The following is a 13170-nucleotide window of genomic DNA, read 5'->3' as shown; positions in this document are numbered from 1 at the left end:
ATTTGTGTTTAAATTTACCATCCAAACAACAATCAATGACACCCGAAAAAAAGCAACTCATCACCGACAGCTTCAACCGCTCCGAAACCTTAAAATTCTACAAAGCAGAATTACTGGAAGTCGACACAGACTTCATCTCCATGAAAATCCCAAAAATGGAATTAATGACCAGAAAAGCAGGAATGTTCAACGGTGCAATGATCGCTTCTTTGGTGGATGTTTCTTCAGGATATGCGGCAGTTAGCCATTATGAGCAAGATTGTTATGTAGTCACAGTCGAATTAAAAGTGAATTATTTGAGACCTGCAATTGGTGATGCTTTGGTTTCAAAATCATATGTTGTGAAAGGTGGCGCAAAGATCAGTGTCATCAGAACAGAAATCTATGTTGTTGATGAAAATGGAGGTTCCGAAAGTCATGTGGCAACTTCATTAGTGACGATGATGAAGATAAAATAACTTTAAGTATTAAAAAAAACTCACACACTCAAACCCTAATACTCTCATACTCTAATACCCTCAAACAAACTCTCAAACAAAATCAGAATGAAAATGCCTGAACAGAAAACTGCAAATAAGCATTATTCCCTACAGGATTCCACATTCCCCAAATGCCGACAGGAAGTTTGTAACCTGCAACCATAAATGTTTTAGAGACAATTAAACTGACTTCATTGATACCATCTTTTTTAGCAAAAAAATTGCTTTCTTCTCCGGCATGATTTAACGCAAAACCGTAGCCAATTCTTGTGCGGACTTCCAGATTTTCATCAACATTTTTATAAACAGGATATTCTGCAGAAACGAAGGATGAATATTTGTTTTCCGTATTTTCTTTATTCCGGTCACGCCCAAAAACAACAGTGTTTGCACTTAAAGTTAAAGGAATTTTATCACTGATGGTGTAGTACGATCTTAAATCCCAGAAGCGACCTGTTTCACTGGCATTGTAATTAAAAAACTCTTTGTTGTTATAAGTTGCATCGGGTGAAAAGTTATAGATGTCCCAAAGTTCAATTGTCAAATGTTTATTTTTATATCCAACATAATTATTGAACTCTTTGTACGAACCGTCAAAATTTCCACCGGTCCAAAATCCGCCGTAGAAATTTTTTCCGTCTAAATGAATGTCTCCTGTATAAACTAAACCTGAAGAGACTTCAAGTCCTCGCCATAAATGACTGTTTCTTAGTTGTAAAGCTGAATGTATTTTTTGCCCGTAAAGCACTGAGCTTCCGATGATAATTGAAGAAATTATCAATAATTTAGTTTTGATCATGATGCTGTGTTTTTAGATTTTTGTTGTAGCATCCCTACATCCGACAAATAAATGCCGGATAATAGGAATGCGTAAACACAAAAATGAATATTGTTAGTTAATTAAATCTTTCTCTCTGATTTTTGATCCGAATAAAGCGTAGGAAAGCATTAATAATTCACAAACTACGGTTAAAATCCATGTCCATCTCCAAGATCCGAAAGCATCTGCCAATCCACCCTGAACAAGCGTAAATACAGCTCCTCCAAATACCGCTGAAATGAAAACTCCCGAAGCTTTTGAAGTATATTTGTTCAAGCCTTTGATGGAAAGTGTGTAGATACAGCTCCACATCGATGAGTGTAAAAGTCCGATGGCTACCAGGAACCAAAGATTTTGAGTAATCATTGAAATAATCGCTAAGATCGTTGCCAAAATAGTGGTAACCGCCAATTGAGTTTTTGCTGAAATATGACTCAGAAAACTTGAAACTGATCTTCCAACTAAAAATCCTCCCCAATATAATGTGGAAAGTAAAGCGTGGATTCCCAAGTCCATTCCGCCAATCATAATGTCTGTTTTTCCGAAGAAAGTAATGGGATGGCCGGATTCTGTTAGTTCAAAAGCATGAAGATTTATATTCGCACCAATCGCAACTTCGGTTCCAACATAGAAAAATATCGCTACAACTCCGAATGCAAAATGTCTGAACGACCAAATACTTCTTTCCAGTTTTTCACCGCCAACGGCTCTGGTGTTTTCAATATCAGGAAGATGAAGTCTTTTTGTGATTAAAATAACGGTTAAAATACACGCTATCAATACAGAAAGAGGAAGTAATAATTGTTTAATTTCAATACTTTCGATAGAAATTCCGCTGAACATCACAACAGTAACGAAGAATGGAGCAGAAGTGGTTCCGATAGAATTAATTGCCGTTAAAATATTCAATCTTTGTACAGGCTGAGTGCCTTTTAACTGATAAGAAGCAGCATAAGGATTCACAACAACCTGAATAACAGCCGCAGAAGTTCCCATTAAATAAGATCCCGCAACAAAAATGATGAATCCAAAAGGGATAACAGCATCAGCAACACTAAATTCCATATTCGGATATTGCGAGCCAAACCATGACGAGAACAAATACATAAACAATCCTGAGATCATGAATAAAAGCCCTCTCAAAATGGTATTTTTATATCCGAAAGCATTCACCCATTTACTTCCTAAGGTTCCATTTAATAAATATCCTAAAAAGAAAAAGAAGGAAATTAAAGTCGTGAAAGTATTTTTCAAACTTCCTGCATGAGAAAGAAATGTGAATTTCAAAGGAGCTTGTAACTGCTCGTTTACGGTGGTTAAAAAACCGACAATGAAATAGATAAACGTAATAATAGCGAACGGAAATACGCTAGTATTCGTCTTTGTATCAAGGGTTTTAATATCTGAATTGACTATCATAAGTGTTTGTTTTTTATATTATTGATTCTAATACCTGAGTTGTTCCCTGATTTTTAATTTCGCTTACAAATCTTTCATAAAGCTGAATAAATGAGTCTGATTCTTTCAAATCAACGCTTTTAAAAGCAGATAAACCTAAGAAATCGAGAGGGTTGTCACTTGAAATTAATTTTTCATCATTTTCAGCCATCCAAGGTTCTGCAACGTCGTAAGAATGACCTTTATCATCAACTTTATATTTCAAATACTGTCTGTAAGAAGCGAACAGAAAGGCAACACGAGTGAGATCTTTATCATCACCAATCATTTTTGCAAGGTTCGGCATAATGTAAACCGGAAACTTTGAAATTCCGTCAAAACACAGTCTGCTCACCTGATCGCTAACACTATGATTGGCGAATCTTTCAATTAAAGTCTGTTTATATTTTTCCAGATCGGTATTTTCAGGAGCCGGAACGTAAGGAGTGATGTCTGTATCCATAAAATCACGGATAAACTTTACGATACTTTTATCTTCCATGGCTTCATCCACTTTCCTGTAACCTTTTAAAAATGAGGGATAAGAAAGAAGAGTGTGAGAAGCATTCAATAAACTCAGTTTCATATTTTCGAAAGCTGTAACGTCTTGGGTAAATTCTACTCCAACTTTTTCCCAATTCGGTCTTCCGGCAATAAAATTATCTTCAATCACCCATTGTGTAAAATCTTCGCAATACACGGGAGCTTTATCGTCGATTCCACTTTTTTTATTCAGTTTTACAATATCTTCGGGAGTTGTTGCAGGTGTGATTCTATCGACCATACTGTTCGGGAAAGTCACGTTTTCCTTTACCCATTCAGCTAAATTTTTATCCTGAGCTTCAATAAAAGTAGTGAAAGATCTTTTTGCCGTATTTCCGTTGTGTTGAAGGTTATCGCACGATAAAATGGTAATACTTCCGTTTCCGTCGGCTTTTCTTTTACGAAGACCTTCCGCTATAAATCCAAAAACAGTTGTCGGATTGTTCGGATTTTCAATATCATACTTAATTTTTTCATCATTTAAATTAAACTCATTGGTTTCTTTATCTAAATTATAGCCTCCCTCTGTAATCGTTAAAGTGATGATTTTGATGGAAGAGTCTGCAATTTTATCAACAACAGCTTTTGGATCTTCAACGCCCCAGATTAATTCCGTTAGCGAACCTATTTTGTGAATTTCATCTTTTCCGTCTCTTCCGCAGATGGTCAGAGTATAATCAAGGTTTTGGGATCTTAAATTATTAACAATTTTTTCATCAGATGGAAGCAGACAAACCCCGCAGATTCCCCAATTTTGCTGGTCTTCATGTTTTAGCAATTCATTGGTGTAAAATTGTTGATGTGCTCTGTGAAAATTTCCAACACCAATGTGCAGAATACCGGATTTTATATTTTTAGAATCGTATTGATAGGCTTGTATATCCATGAGAAAAATTTTATATATTTTTTAAATAATAGTCGATTTCTCAAACTTATATTAATTTGATTATTGATAATGTTTTTTATTTGAAAATTCTTTATGGGAACGTTCCCAAAAGTTTGGGAACGTTCCCATTTGTGTAATTTTTGTGTATTTTTGATGAAAATCAACCTCAAAAAAGCACCTGATGAAACGAATTACCATTAAAGATTTATCCAAATTCCTATCCTTGTCGACTTCTACGATATCAAGGGCGCTTTTGAATGATAAAAATATCAACCCCGAAACTCAGAAAAGAGTAGTGGAAGCAGCCGAGAAATTAGGTTATAAACCAAACGCTACAGCTTTAAGCTTAAAGTACGGTCAGACAAAGAATATTGGGCTTGTAGTTCCCGAAATGATCACGCCTTTTTCTTCAAAAGTTCTTCAGGGAATTCAGAATATTTTGTATCCGTTGGGATATAGGGTAATTATCACTCAATCGGACGAAAATCCTTTAATTGAAAGGAAAAATCTGCAACTTTTAGAAGAATTTAATGTTGATGGAATTATTATTAATCTATGCCATGAAACCTACAACGAAGATTTATACAAAGAGATCATGGATAGAGGGATTCCATTTGTTTTTTTTGATAGAATTCCGAGTAAAACATTGGACGTTTCAAAAGTTGTAGTGGATGATAATATTAAAGCGTCTTTGGTGGTTGAACATTTGATAAATACAGGCAGAAAAAGGATTGCCCATATCATGGGGCCGTCCACAATTCGTAACGCGATTGAGAGAGAAATGGGCTACAAACGTATTTTGACTAAACATAATATTTTCGATCCTGAACTAATCATAAAAACAGACGGAATGATGTTCGATGCCGGAGAAAACGCCGCGAAACAATTATTAGACAAGAAAATAGAATTCGACAGTATTTTTGCTTTCAGTGATACATTGGCGATTGGAGCGATGAATTATCTTCTTGAACAGGGAATGAAGATCCCGGAACAGATTGCTGTTGCGAGTTTTTCAGGAACGGAATTGGCAACAATTGTACACCCGAAATTAACAAGTGTGCAACAGCCTTTGGTCAAAATGGGCGAAACTGCGGCGCAATTAATTTTAGAAAAAATAAAAGATATTTCCGCGCCCAATCAAACAATTGTTATGGATACGGAATTGGTCTATAGAGCTTCAACTTTTCATTAAATTTTTAATATTCAGAAATATATAAAGCTTATTTTAATATTTGATTTAAAATTTTCTTAAATTGAACTAATTGTTATCGATTTATTTAGCCTAAATGGAATGGCTTTTGCTCGGTAGCACCTATAAACATTAAAAAATCAATTACTATGAACTTAATTATTCGCCTGTTCGTAACTGCGATAGTTGCGTATCTTTTAACTAAAATCTTACCCGGAGTACATTTCGAAGGTTTCTCAACGGCAATTATTTTTGCGATCGTTTTAGGAGTTTTAAACCTTATCGTAAAACCTATTTTGAGTCTTTTCGGGCTTCCGCTTACGATCATCACTCTCGGATTATTTGCGTTGGTAATCAATGCGATCATTATCCTGATAGCAGATTATTTCATTGACAGTATGACCGTTGATGGCTTCTGGTGGGCATTTATATTCAGTATTGCACTTTCACTGGTCACTTCATTGGCCAATTCTATGTTCTCGGATGGAGATTAAAATAAAGCGTTAAATTCATATCAAATAAAAATCCGTCAGTTTTTTAGCTGACGGATTTTTTTGTTTTTATTTCTTGATAAATTTTAAAAGAGTGACGTTTCCCTGCTGATCTTTTAATTTTATAAAATAATTTCCTGCGGTAATATGACTGAGCGATATTTCTTTTGAAGAAAGTTGATTTTTAGAGATGACTTTTCCACTTATATCAATAATTTCATAATCTTTAAAATCTTTATTGGTATTGATTTTTAAAACATCAGAAACCGGATTAGGATAAACTTTTATCAATGTAATATTCTTTTGAGCTTCATTTGTGTTCAAAAACAGGCATGAAGGCGGATTGCTGATTTCCCCGTTGGTAAAATCGTAATATATTGTACTTCCCATCGGGATCATATTGGTGCTAATGCTCGTAGGAATATTTGAAAATGGAGTACAGTTATTAAAACTTACATTAGCATTTTCAAAATTTTTCGTGATTTTGTACCAGCCTTCACATCCCGTATTTGTCATTACAAATCCCGGCCAGAAAGTATCAATTACTGATCCGTTGATGGAATTGGGATTCACCATGTCAACCATTGCACAGCCTCCGTTTGTCCAGGCTGAAGGTACTTTAAAATAAATATTTGCTGTTTGGATTGCTCCTGTGTAATATTTTTTAGTGAACACAGACGATGTACCTTGTCCATTGACTAAAAATGCTTTAATTTCCTTATTTTGATTAATCATTACCTGTAAGTTATTTACTGCTGAACTGGAATTCAATGTGGGAGTTGTTCCATCTGTAGTATAATAAATCGTCCCATTTCCGGATACTATAACCTGATAAGGATCGTTGTAATGCGTACCTCCGGGTGACATGTTGATTTGCGAAAAAAGAAATAATGATGAAAAATGTAGTGCAATAAGTAGAATTTTTTTCATTGTAATTAGTTTTAATAGTTAATTACAAAATTAATCAAATATAAATTATAACTGCTTCTTTAATTTGAATTTTAAACACATTTACATACCTTTGGAAATCTTTGAATTAAACAAGAATTATAAGATCGTTATGCGATTTTATAGGTCGTAAAAATGAATATCAATATATGAAACTTAAGTACAGTCTGCTGGCTTTGGCAGCTCCGCTCTTAATGAATGCACAACAATTAATGACTCCTGAAATCCTTTGGACTTTGAAAAAAGTTGGAGTACAGGCAGTTTCACCGGATCAGTCTTCGCTTATTTATAAGGTAGGACAAGTTGATTTAAAAACAGAAAAAACAAAAAGTGAGAACTATTTTCTAAATGTTCTTAATAATCAGGCTTCTAAAATCGATTTGGGTAAAAAAGCTCTTATTCAGTGGGATAAGAAAGGGATTTACGCTCAGGAAGGCGATAAAATTTTCCATTCAAAAGACAATGGAAAAACCTGGACTGAATTTTACACTATCGGTGAAGTTGATAACATTGTAATTTCTCCGGACGGAAAGAAAATTGCTTTCAGTAAGCAGGTTTTGGTTGAAAAATTAATGGGGAAAGATAAATATGCTGACACTCCAAAAACAACTGCTCAGGTTTATACAGACCTAAACCACAGACACTGGGATTATTTTAATGAAGGAAAATACAACCACGTTTTTGTAGTAAATACTTCTGCTAGTGTTGATTCTGCGAAAGATTTATTGGAAGGAAAAACTTGGGATTCACCTCAAAGACCTTTTGGTGGAGCAGAAGATTTCATCTGGAGTCCGGATTCTGCACAACTTTTATATGTTACAAAACCGAAAAGCGGTAAAGAATATTCTACAAGTACCAATACAGATATTTTCGCGTACGATTTAGCTTCAGGAGCAACTAAAAATTTAACTGAAACCAATAAAGGTTACGATGTAAATCCAAAATTCAGTCCGGACGGAAAATCTTTGGTTTGGCAGAGCATGGAAAGAGACGGATATGAAGCAGATAAAAATGACATCAAATTGATGGATTGGAAGTCTGGTAACACCTCAAATCTTACAAAAGCTTGGGATGAAAGCGTTTCCGGAGATGTTTTCTGGAGCGGGGATTCTAAAGCTATTTACTTCACGGCAGCTTTCAGAGGAACAAAACAATTATTTTCTTTAGATCCTAAAAATGCTAAAGTTCAGCAAATTACAAAAGGAGATTTTGACGTAAACGAAATTTTTGCTGAGAATAAAAATTCATTGGTTGTTGGAAGAACAGACGTAAATCATGCAACAGATCTTTTCTCAGTTAATCTGAAAAATGGAGAAATGAAGCAGGTTACCGAAGCTAATAAAGATATGTATTCTAAATTGGCTCAGGGAAAATCTGAATTAAAAATGGTGAAAACAACGGACGGAAAAGAAATGGGCGTATGGTTTCATTATCCGCCAAACTTTGATCCGAACAAAAAATATCCAACCTTAGTTTATTGCCAAGGTGGTCCTCAATCTGCATTGACTCAATTTTTCAGCACAAGATGGAACTTTGCATTAATGGCAGCAAACGGATACATCGTGGTAGCACCAAACCGTCGCGGAATGCCGGGTTGGGGAACAAAATGGAACGAAGAAATTTCTAAAGACTGGGGCGGACAGCCGATGAGAGATTATTTGGCAGCAACAGATTTTGCAAAAACGTTACCTTATGTTGACGGAAGTAGAGTAGCAGCCGTTGGAGCTAGTTATGGTGGTTACAGTGTATTTATGTTGGCTGGAATTCACGAAAATAGATTTAAAACATTCATCGCTCACGATGGATTGTTTGATATGAAATCTTGGTATCTTACAACAGAAGAACTTTGGTTTGCTAATTGGGATTTGGGTTCTCCATGGGAAAAACCGCTTCCAAAAGCATATACAGAATTTAACCCAAGTAATTTTGTTGATAAATGGAACAAGCCAATCATGATTTTCCAAGGTGGAATAGATTTCCGTGTACCTTACGAACAAGGTCAGGAAGCTTTCCAAGCTGCAAAATTGAGAGGTTTGAAATCTAAATTAGTCTATTTCCCGAACGAAAACCACTGGGTTCTTCATCCGCAAAACGGTTTGGTTTGGCAGAGAGAATTCTTTGATTGGTTAAAAGAAACTTTATAATTAGATTGTAATCGAATTTAATTGTTTGAAAATATCAATAGGAGCGGGCTTTAGCCCGCTTTTTGTTTGTATTTCTTTGCTGAGTGTTAACGCCTTTGCGAACTTAAAATATGAAGTCGTTTTGTAAAAAAAACTTTGCGAACTTTGCGTTTAAAATAAATTCACAATTTTATAAAATTCTATATTTAGAAATGGAAAACAGAATCTCATCATTTCCGCCATTCATAGATAATCAATCTGAAATTTTAATTTTAGGTTCAATTCCCGGTGTGAAATCGTTAGAAAAACAGCAATATTACGCTCATCCTCAAAACAAATTCTGGAAAATTATTTTTGAATTATTCAATGAAGATTTTACACAAAATTATACTGAAAGAATTGCTGTTTTAAAGAAACACCATATCGCCATTTGGGATGTGATCGATTCCTGCGAAAGAAAAGGAAGTCTTGATTCTGAAATAAAAAATGAAGAGGCCAATCAAATTGGAGAACTGTTGGAGCAGTATCCAAACGTAAAAGCTATTTTCTGCAACGGCGGAAAATCATATAAAAATTTACAGAAAATTTTAGGAAAGAATTATAAACTTCCAATTATTTTATTGCCTTCAACAAGTCCGTTACACACGGTTTCTTTTGAAAAAAAGTATGAAGAATGGAAAGCTATTTTGAATTTTTTATAAATATTAGTTAACTTAAATTTTACATAAAGTTTGTGATTCTGGAGGAATCTAGCCAGTTTTGTAGAGATGCTTCGACTACGCTCAGCATGACATTTCTAATACTAACAGCATAATTTAGCGGGGCTTGTGTTTCTAGCAGTGTCATGTTGAGCGTAGTCGAAGCATCTCTAAAGCCCTCCAACTCTAAAACTCTCCAACCCTAAAAACCCTCTTCAGCTCAAAAACTCATTCAATCCTTTCAAAAGCTCCAATTGATTTTTCGTTCTATCCAAATTATGTTCAGCGTATTTTGTTGAATAATAAATACTTCCATTTAAATAATCCGTCAAAAAACGAATTTCCTGAATATAAATTGCCACTTGAGCTGCATAATCAAGATTCTCAGATTCTTCTGGAGTTAATTTTTCTTTTAAATGAAATAAAAATCCTTCTTTTACGGCATTGTAAATTTCATGATTAAAATTATTTTCAGCACTTCCATCATCTTCATTTGTAGTGTTGGTGTAGGACTGAATCATCGTTCCAAAATCGTATAAAATCGTCGAAATCATCACAGTATCAAGATCGATAACGGCTAATGCTTTATGGTTTTCATCAAACAGAATATTGCTGATTTTGGCATCGGCATGAACGATTCTTTTAGGAAGTTGATTGTTTTCAACCATTTCAATCCATTTATTAGGCAAAGACAAAAATTGGTTGGTGGTTTCTATTTCAGTTTTGGCGTTTTCAATTAATTGAGGATCTGCATTTTCTAATGCATTTTTATAATCATTCATTCTTTTCTCAAAATTGAGGAAATCGGGCAACGTTTCTTCAATACTGGGAAGTGTTTTCGTATTTATAGTATCAAGAAAATGACTGAATGCTTTTGCTGCTTCAAAGGCGATTTCCGGTGACGGAACTTTAATAAAAGTCACACTGTTTTCAACAAAACTTTGCATTCTCCAAAGCTGTAAATTTTCATCCTGTACTAAAAATTCTTTTGAAAGAGAAAGAATGGGTTTAATTATATTTAATTGATAACCATTGGATTGCAATAAACAATTAACCTGTAAATGATTAATGATAATTGAATTTGAATTTTTAAAAACGTGATTATTAATTCTCTGTAAGATAAATTTTTGATCAGTATCCTTATTTTCTACGACAAAAGTAGCATTGATCAATCCATTTGTGATAGAATCGACGGTATAATTTTCTGTAGTAATGAATTGTTGAACAATATGATCTACTTCCATAAAATCTGTGGATATCGGTTATTTTCAATTTCTTTTTCAAGATAATTTTTAATAATTTCTTTGTCGTCTGCATACGTCATTCCCATCCATTGCGAGGGTGAAGATTTTACTAATACTTTTACCTTATTTTCATCCATCATTCTCTGAACAGCGGACGGAATATAAAATTCTTCTTTAGGCAAAGGATCTGAGTTAATAAAATCACTAAAATACAATTCCAAAGAATCAAAAATTTTAGGATGAAAAATAAAATAATTCATCGAAACCAAAGTTTTAGGATCAACTTTTATATCTTTTTCATTTTCAGTATAAATAATTGATTTTTTTTCCTTGCGAATCGATGTTTGCTCTTCAACTTTTATTAAATAATTCTCAGAATCCAAGGTGCAAATTCCTCTCGCAACGGTACCATTTTCGCTCAATGTTGTAGCTAAATTATACGCAACAATTTCAAATTGTGATGGTGAAATATTCCCAAGATCAATTTCCTTTGAAGCAAGCTGATAAACCTCTTTTCCATAAAAATCATCAGCATTGATGACTGTAAATGTTTCATTAATAATCTCTTTTGCGCAAAGAATAGCATGACCGGTTCCCCAAGGTTTTTGTCTTGCGGAATGATCGTAATTTTTGGGCACAAACATTTCCTGTTCCTGATAAACAAAATACAGTTCGAAATTATTATTTTTCGAAATTTTTTCAAGCCTTTCAATATAACTTTCAGGAATAAAACGGTTGAAAACCACAACCACTTTATTGAAACCTGCTTCCAGAGCATCATAAAGAGAATATTCCATGAGAGGAGAGCCGTTCTCTAAAATTCCGTCTACCTGTTTCAGGCCTTTGTATCGGCTGCCTAAACCTCCGGCTAATATGAGAAGTGTTTTTTTAGAAATCATCTGTCATTCCAAATACGGGTTTACGGTTTTTCCACTGTCCTTTCGTGAAATCAGGGATGTCAATTGCCTGACCTCCTTTTGCGATGGATTTTTCGCTGAGCGGAGTGATTGAGTACCAAGTCGCAAGATCATAAACATCCATTGGGAATTCTATATTTCGTTTGATACATTCAATAAAAGTATTCATTACGAAGAAATCCATTCCGCCATGTCCGGCTCCTGTAGCCATATTTTCATATTTTTTCCACATTGGATGATCGTTTTCTGTTAGCCATTTTTCAGGATTGTCCCATTTGTGGGTGTGGTTCATAATTTTTTCGAAATAAATATGTCCCTCACTAGGTCCTCCCGATCCGAAATCCTGCCAAAGTCCTTCTGTTCCCTGAACTCTGAATCCCAGATCATAAGGTCGCTGTAAGCTTGTATCATGAGTTAAAAGGATGGTTTCTCCGTTTTCACAGGCGATTTGCGTGGTTACAATATCTCCCTGATGGAATTTTACTTTTGCATTGGGATGATTTTCGCCACCTTTTGCATGTTCTACAATATATTTATGTAATCCTACGGATTTTGAGGAAAATGAAGATAGTCTTGTTAATCTGTTTCCACGGTTGACGTTCATCATCATGGAAACTGGCCCTAATCCGTGAGTAGGATAGAGTTCACCATTTCTTTTTACATAATGTTCCGTTCGCCATTTTGCTTCACTGAAACCTTTTGCACCAAATTCAACTCCCGAATTATAAGGAGTAACTCCGTCATTAAATAAAACGCCACGCAGATCATGTTCGTAACCACCTCTTCCGTGAACCAATTCTCCAAACATGCCTTTACGAACCATGTTGAGAACAGCCATAATATCTCTTCGGTAGCAGACGTTTTCCATCATGAAAATAGGAACTTTTGTTTCTTCGTAAGCTTTTACAAACTCCCAACAATCTTCAAGTTTAATTGCTCCGGCAACTTCCATTCCTACAATTTTCTTTGCACGCATGGCTTCTACACCTTGTGTCAAATGCCATTCCCACGGAGTCGCGATCACTACTGCATCAATATTGTTTTGTTTTAATAGATTTCGATAATCATATTCACCATTTGAAAATTCTTTTGCGACAGGCTTGCCGTTGTCTTTAAGTATTTTCTGACATTCGGCTAACATGATTTTACTGGGATCTGCAAAGGCAATGACTTCGACATCGTTACGTTTTGCAAGTAATTTTACATGTTCTCGTCCTCGAAGTCCGACTCCGATGAAGCCTACACGAATTTTTTTGTCAGATTTAAAACTTTCAGAATAAGCAAATAAAGAATTGGGCAAAACAAGGGCGCCAAAAGTTGCCAATGCTGTTGTTTTGATAAAATTTCTACGGGAATTATTCATCTGTGTATTTTTATTTTTAAAGATATTAAAAT

General features: G+C 34.8%; 12 protein-coding genes. 5 read left to right on the top strand and 7 right to left on the bottom strand.

What is annotated here, in order from left to right; translation table 11 throughout:
- Positions 1-35 precede the first annotated feature (35 nt).
- Complete coding sequence (locus AC1Q7L_RS18975) at positions 36-458, top strand: PaaI family thioesterase (RefSeq protein ID WP_066756844.1); 423 nt, start codon at positions 36-38, stop codon at positions 456-458.
- Between the two features lie 82 nt (positions 459-540).
- Here AC1Q7L_RS18975 and AC1Q7L_RS18970 read toward each other — a convergent pair whose 3' ends face one another.
- The 3 genes from AC1Q7L_RS18970 to AC1Q7L_RS18960 all read right to left on the bottom strand — a co-directional run bounded on the left by AC1Q7L_RS18970 (position 541) and on the right by AC1Q7L_RS18960 (position 4165).
- On the bottom strand, positions 541-1278 hold the full coding sequence (locus AC1Q7L_RS18970) for a hypothetical protein (protein ID WP_492307350.1): 738 nt from the start codon (positions 1276-1278) through the stop codon (positions 541-543).
- A 93-nt stretch (positions 1279-1371) separates the two neighbouring features.
- Positions 1372-2718, bottom strand: a complete 1347-nt coding sequence (locus tag AC1Q7L_RS18965) for an MFS transporter (protein ID WP_410693979.1) — start codon at positions 2716-2718, stop codon at positions 1372-1374.
- A 13-nt stretch (positions 2719-2731) separates the two neighbouring features.
- Positions 2732-4165, bottom strand: a complete 1434-nt coding sequence (locus AC1Q7L_RS18960; RefSeq protein WP_492307351.1) for a mannitol dehydrogenase family protein — start codon at positions 4163-4165, stop codon at positions 2732-2734.
- Positions 4166-4346: 181 nt separating this feature from the next.
- Between AC1Q7L_RS18960 and AC1Q7L_RS18955 the strand changes: the two genes are divergently transcribed.
- The gene (locus AC1Q7L_RS18955; RefSeq protein ID WP_492307352.1) at positions 4347-5357 is read left to right on the top strand and encodes a LacI family DNA-binding transcriptional regulator; all 1011 of its coding nucleotides are present in this window, start codon (positions 4347-4349) and stop codon (positions 5355-5357) included.
- 146 nt (positions 5358-5503) lie between these two features.
- Positions 5504-5848: a phage holin family protein gene (locus AC1Q7L_RS18950; protein ID WP_492307353.1), complete on the top strand. Its 345-nt coding sequence runs from the start codon at positions 5504-5506 to the stop codon at positions 5846-5848.
- A gap of 66 nt (positions 5849-5914) precedes the next feature.
- Here the strand turns inward: AC1Q7L_RS18950 and AC1Q7L_RS18945 are convergent, their stop codons facing one another.
- The gene (locus tag AC1Q7L_RS18945; protein WP_492307354.1) at positions 5915-6775 is read right to left on the bottom strand and encodes a T9SS type A sorting domain-containing protein; all 861 of its coding nucleotides are present in this window, start codon (positions 6773-6775) and stop codon (positions 5915-5917) included.
- 167 nt (positions 6776-6942) lie between these two features.
- On the opposite strand from AC1Q7L_RS18945, the gene AC1Q7L_RS18940 reads away from it, so the two are divergent.
- Both AC1Q7L_RS18940 and AC1Q7L_RS18935 read left to right on the top strand, forming a co-directional pair.
- Positions 6943-8937 carry a S9 family peptidase gene (locus tag AC1Q7L_RS18940; RefSeq protein WP_492307355.1) on the top strand — a complete coding sequence of 665 codons (1995 nt, stop codon included), beginning with the start codon at positions 6943-6945 and terminating at the stop codon, positions 8935-8937.
- 191 nt (positions 8938-9128) lie between these two features.
- Entirely contained in the window at positions 9129-9617 is a 489-nt protein-coding gene (locus AC1Q7L_RS18935; RefSeq protein WP_492307356.1) for a DNA-deoxyinosine glycosylase, read from the top strand.
- 212 nt (positions 9618-9829) lie between these two features.
- Here the strand turns inward: AC1Q7L_RS18935 and AC1Q7L_RS18930 are convergent, their stop codons facing one another.
- From AC1Q7L_RS18930 to AC1Q7L_RS18920, 3 genes are read right to left on the bottom strand one after another with little or no spacing between them, the layout of a single operon-like run.
- A complete protein-coding gene (locus AC1Q7L_RS18930; RefSeq protein WP_492307357.1) occupies positions 9830-10858 on the bottom strand; it encodes a phosphotransferase enzyme family protein in 1029 nt (342 codons plus the stop codon).
- Entirely contained in the window at positions 10849-11757 is a 909-nt protein-coding gene (locus AC1Q7L_RS18925) for a nucleotidyltransferase family protein (protein ID WP_492307358.1), read from the bottom strand. The genes AC1Q7L_RS18930 and AC1Q7L_RS18925 overlap by 10 nt, the downstream gene beginning before the upstream one ends.
- A complete protein-coding gene (locus AC1Q7L_RS18920) occupies positions 11747-13138 on the bottom strand; it encodes a Gfo/Idh/MocA family protein (protein WP_492307359.1) in 1392 nt (463 codons plus the stop codon). Before AC1Q7L_RS18920 ends, AC1Q7L_RS18925 begins: the two co-directional genes overlap by 11 nt.
- Positions 13139-13170: the final 32 nt, after the last annotated feature.

It is taken from the genome of Chryseobacterium sp. GW823-FHT05E08, assembly GCF_058795655.1.
Note: the sequence above shows the minus strand (reverse complement) of the source record. Positions and strands in the feature narration are given on the sequence as shown.

What these genes read in the sequence shown, in the direction of transcription:
- AC1Q7L_RS18950 (WP_492307353.1), top strand. Translation starts at nt 5,504, where the DNA reads ATGAACTTAATTATTCGCCTGTTCGTAACTGCGATAGTTGCGTATCTT.
- AC1Q7L_RS18975 (WP_066756844.1), top strand. Translation starts at nt 36, where the DNA reads ATGACACCCGAAAAAAAGCAACTCATCACCGACAGCTTCAACCGCTCC.
- AC1Q7L_RS18960 (WP_492307351.1), bottom strand. Translation starts at nt 4,165, where the DNA reads ATGGATATACAAGCCTATCAATACGATTCTAAAAATATAAAATCCGGT.
- AC1Q7L_RS18965 (WP_410693979.1), bottom strand. Translation starts at nt 2,718, where the DNA reads ATGATAGTCAATTCAGATATTAAAACCCTTGATACAAAGACGAATACT.
- AC1Q7L_RS18920 (WP_492307359.1), bottom strand. Translation starts at nt 13,138, where the DNA reads ATGAATAATTCCCGTAGAAATTTTATCAAAACAACAGCATTGGCAACT.
- AC1Q7L_RS18930 (WP_492307357.1), bottom strand. Translation starts at nt 10,858, where the DNA reads ATGGAAGTAGATCATATTGTTCAACAATTCATTACTACAGAAAATTAT.
- AC1Q7L_RS18940 (WP_492307355.1), top strand. Translation starts at nt 6,943, where the DNA reads ATGAAACTTAAGTACAGTCTGCTGGCTTTGGCAGCTCCGCTCTTAATG.
- AC1Q7L_RS18935 (WP_492307356.1), top strand. Translation starts at nt 9,129, where the DNA reads ATGGAAAACAGAATCTCATCATTTCCGCCATTCATAGATAATCAATCT.
- AC1Q7L_RS18970 (WP_492307350.1), bottom strand. Translation starts at nt 1,278, where the DNA reads ATGATCAAAACTAAATTATTGATAATTTCTTCAATTATCATCGGAAGC.
- AC1Q7L_RS18925 (WP_492307358.1), bottom strand. Translation starts at nt 11,757, where the DNA reads ATGATTTCTAAAAAAACACTTCTCATATTAGCCGGAGGTTTAGGCAGC.
- AC1Q7L_RS18955 (WP_492307352.1), top strand. Translation starts at nt 4,347, where the DNA reads ATGAAACGAATTACCATTAAAGATTTATCCAAATTCCTATCCTTGTCG.
- AC1Q7L_RS18945 (WP_492307354.1), bottom strand. Translation starts at nt 6,775, where the DNA reads ATGAAAAAAATTCTACTTATTGCACTACATTTTTCATCATTATTTCTT.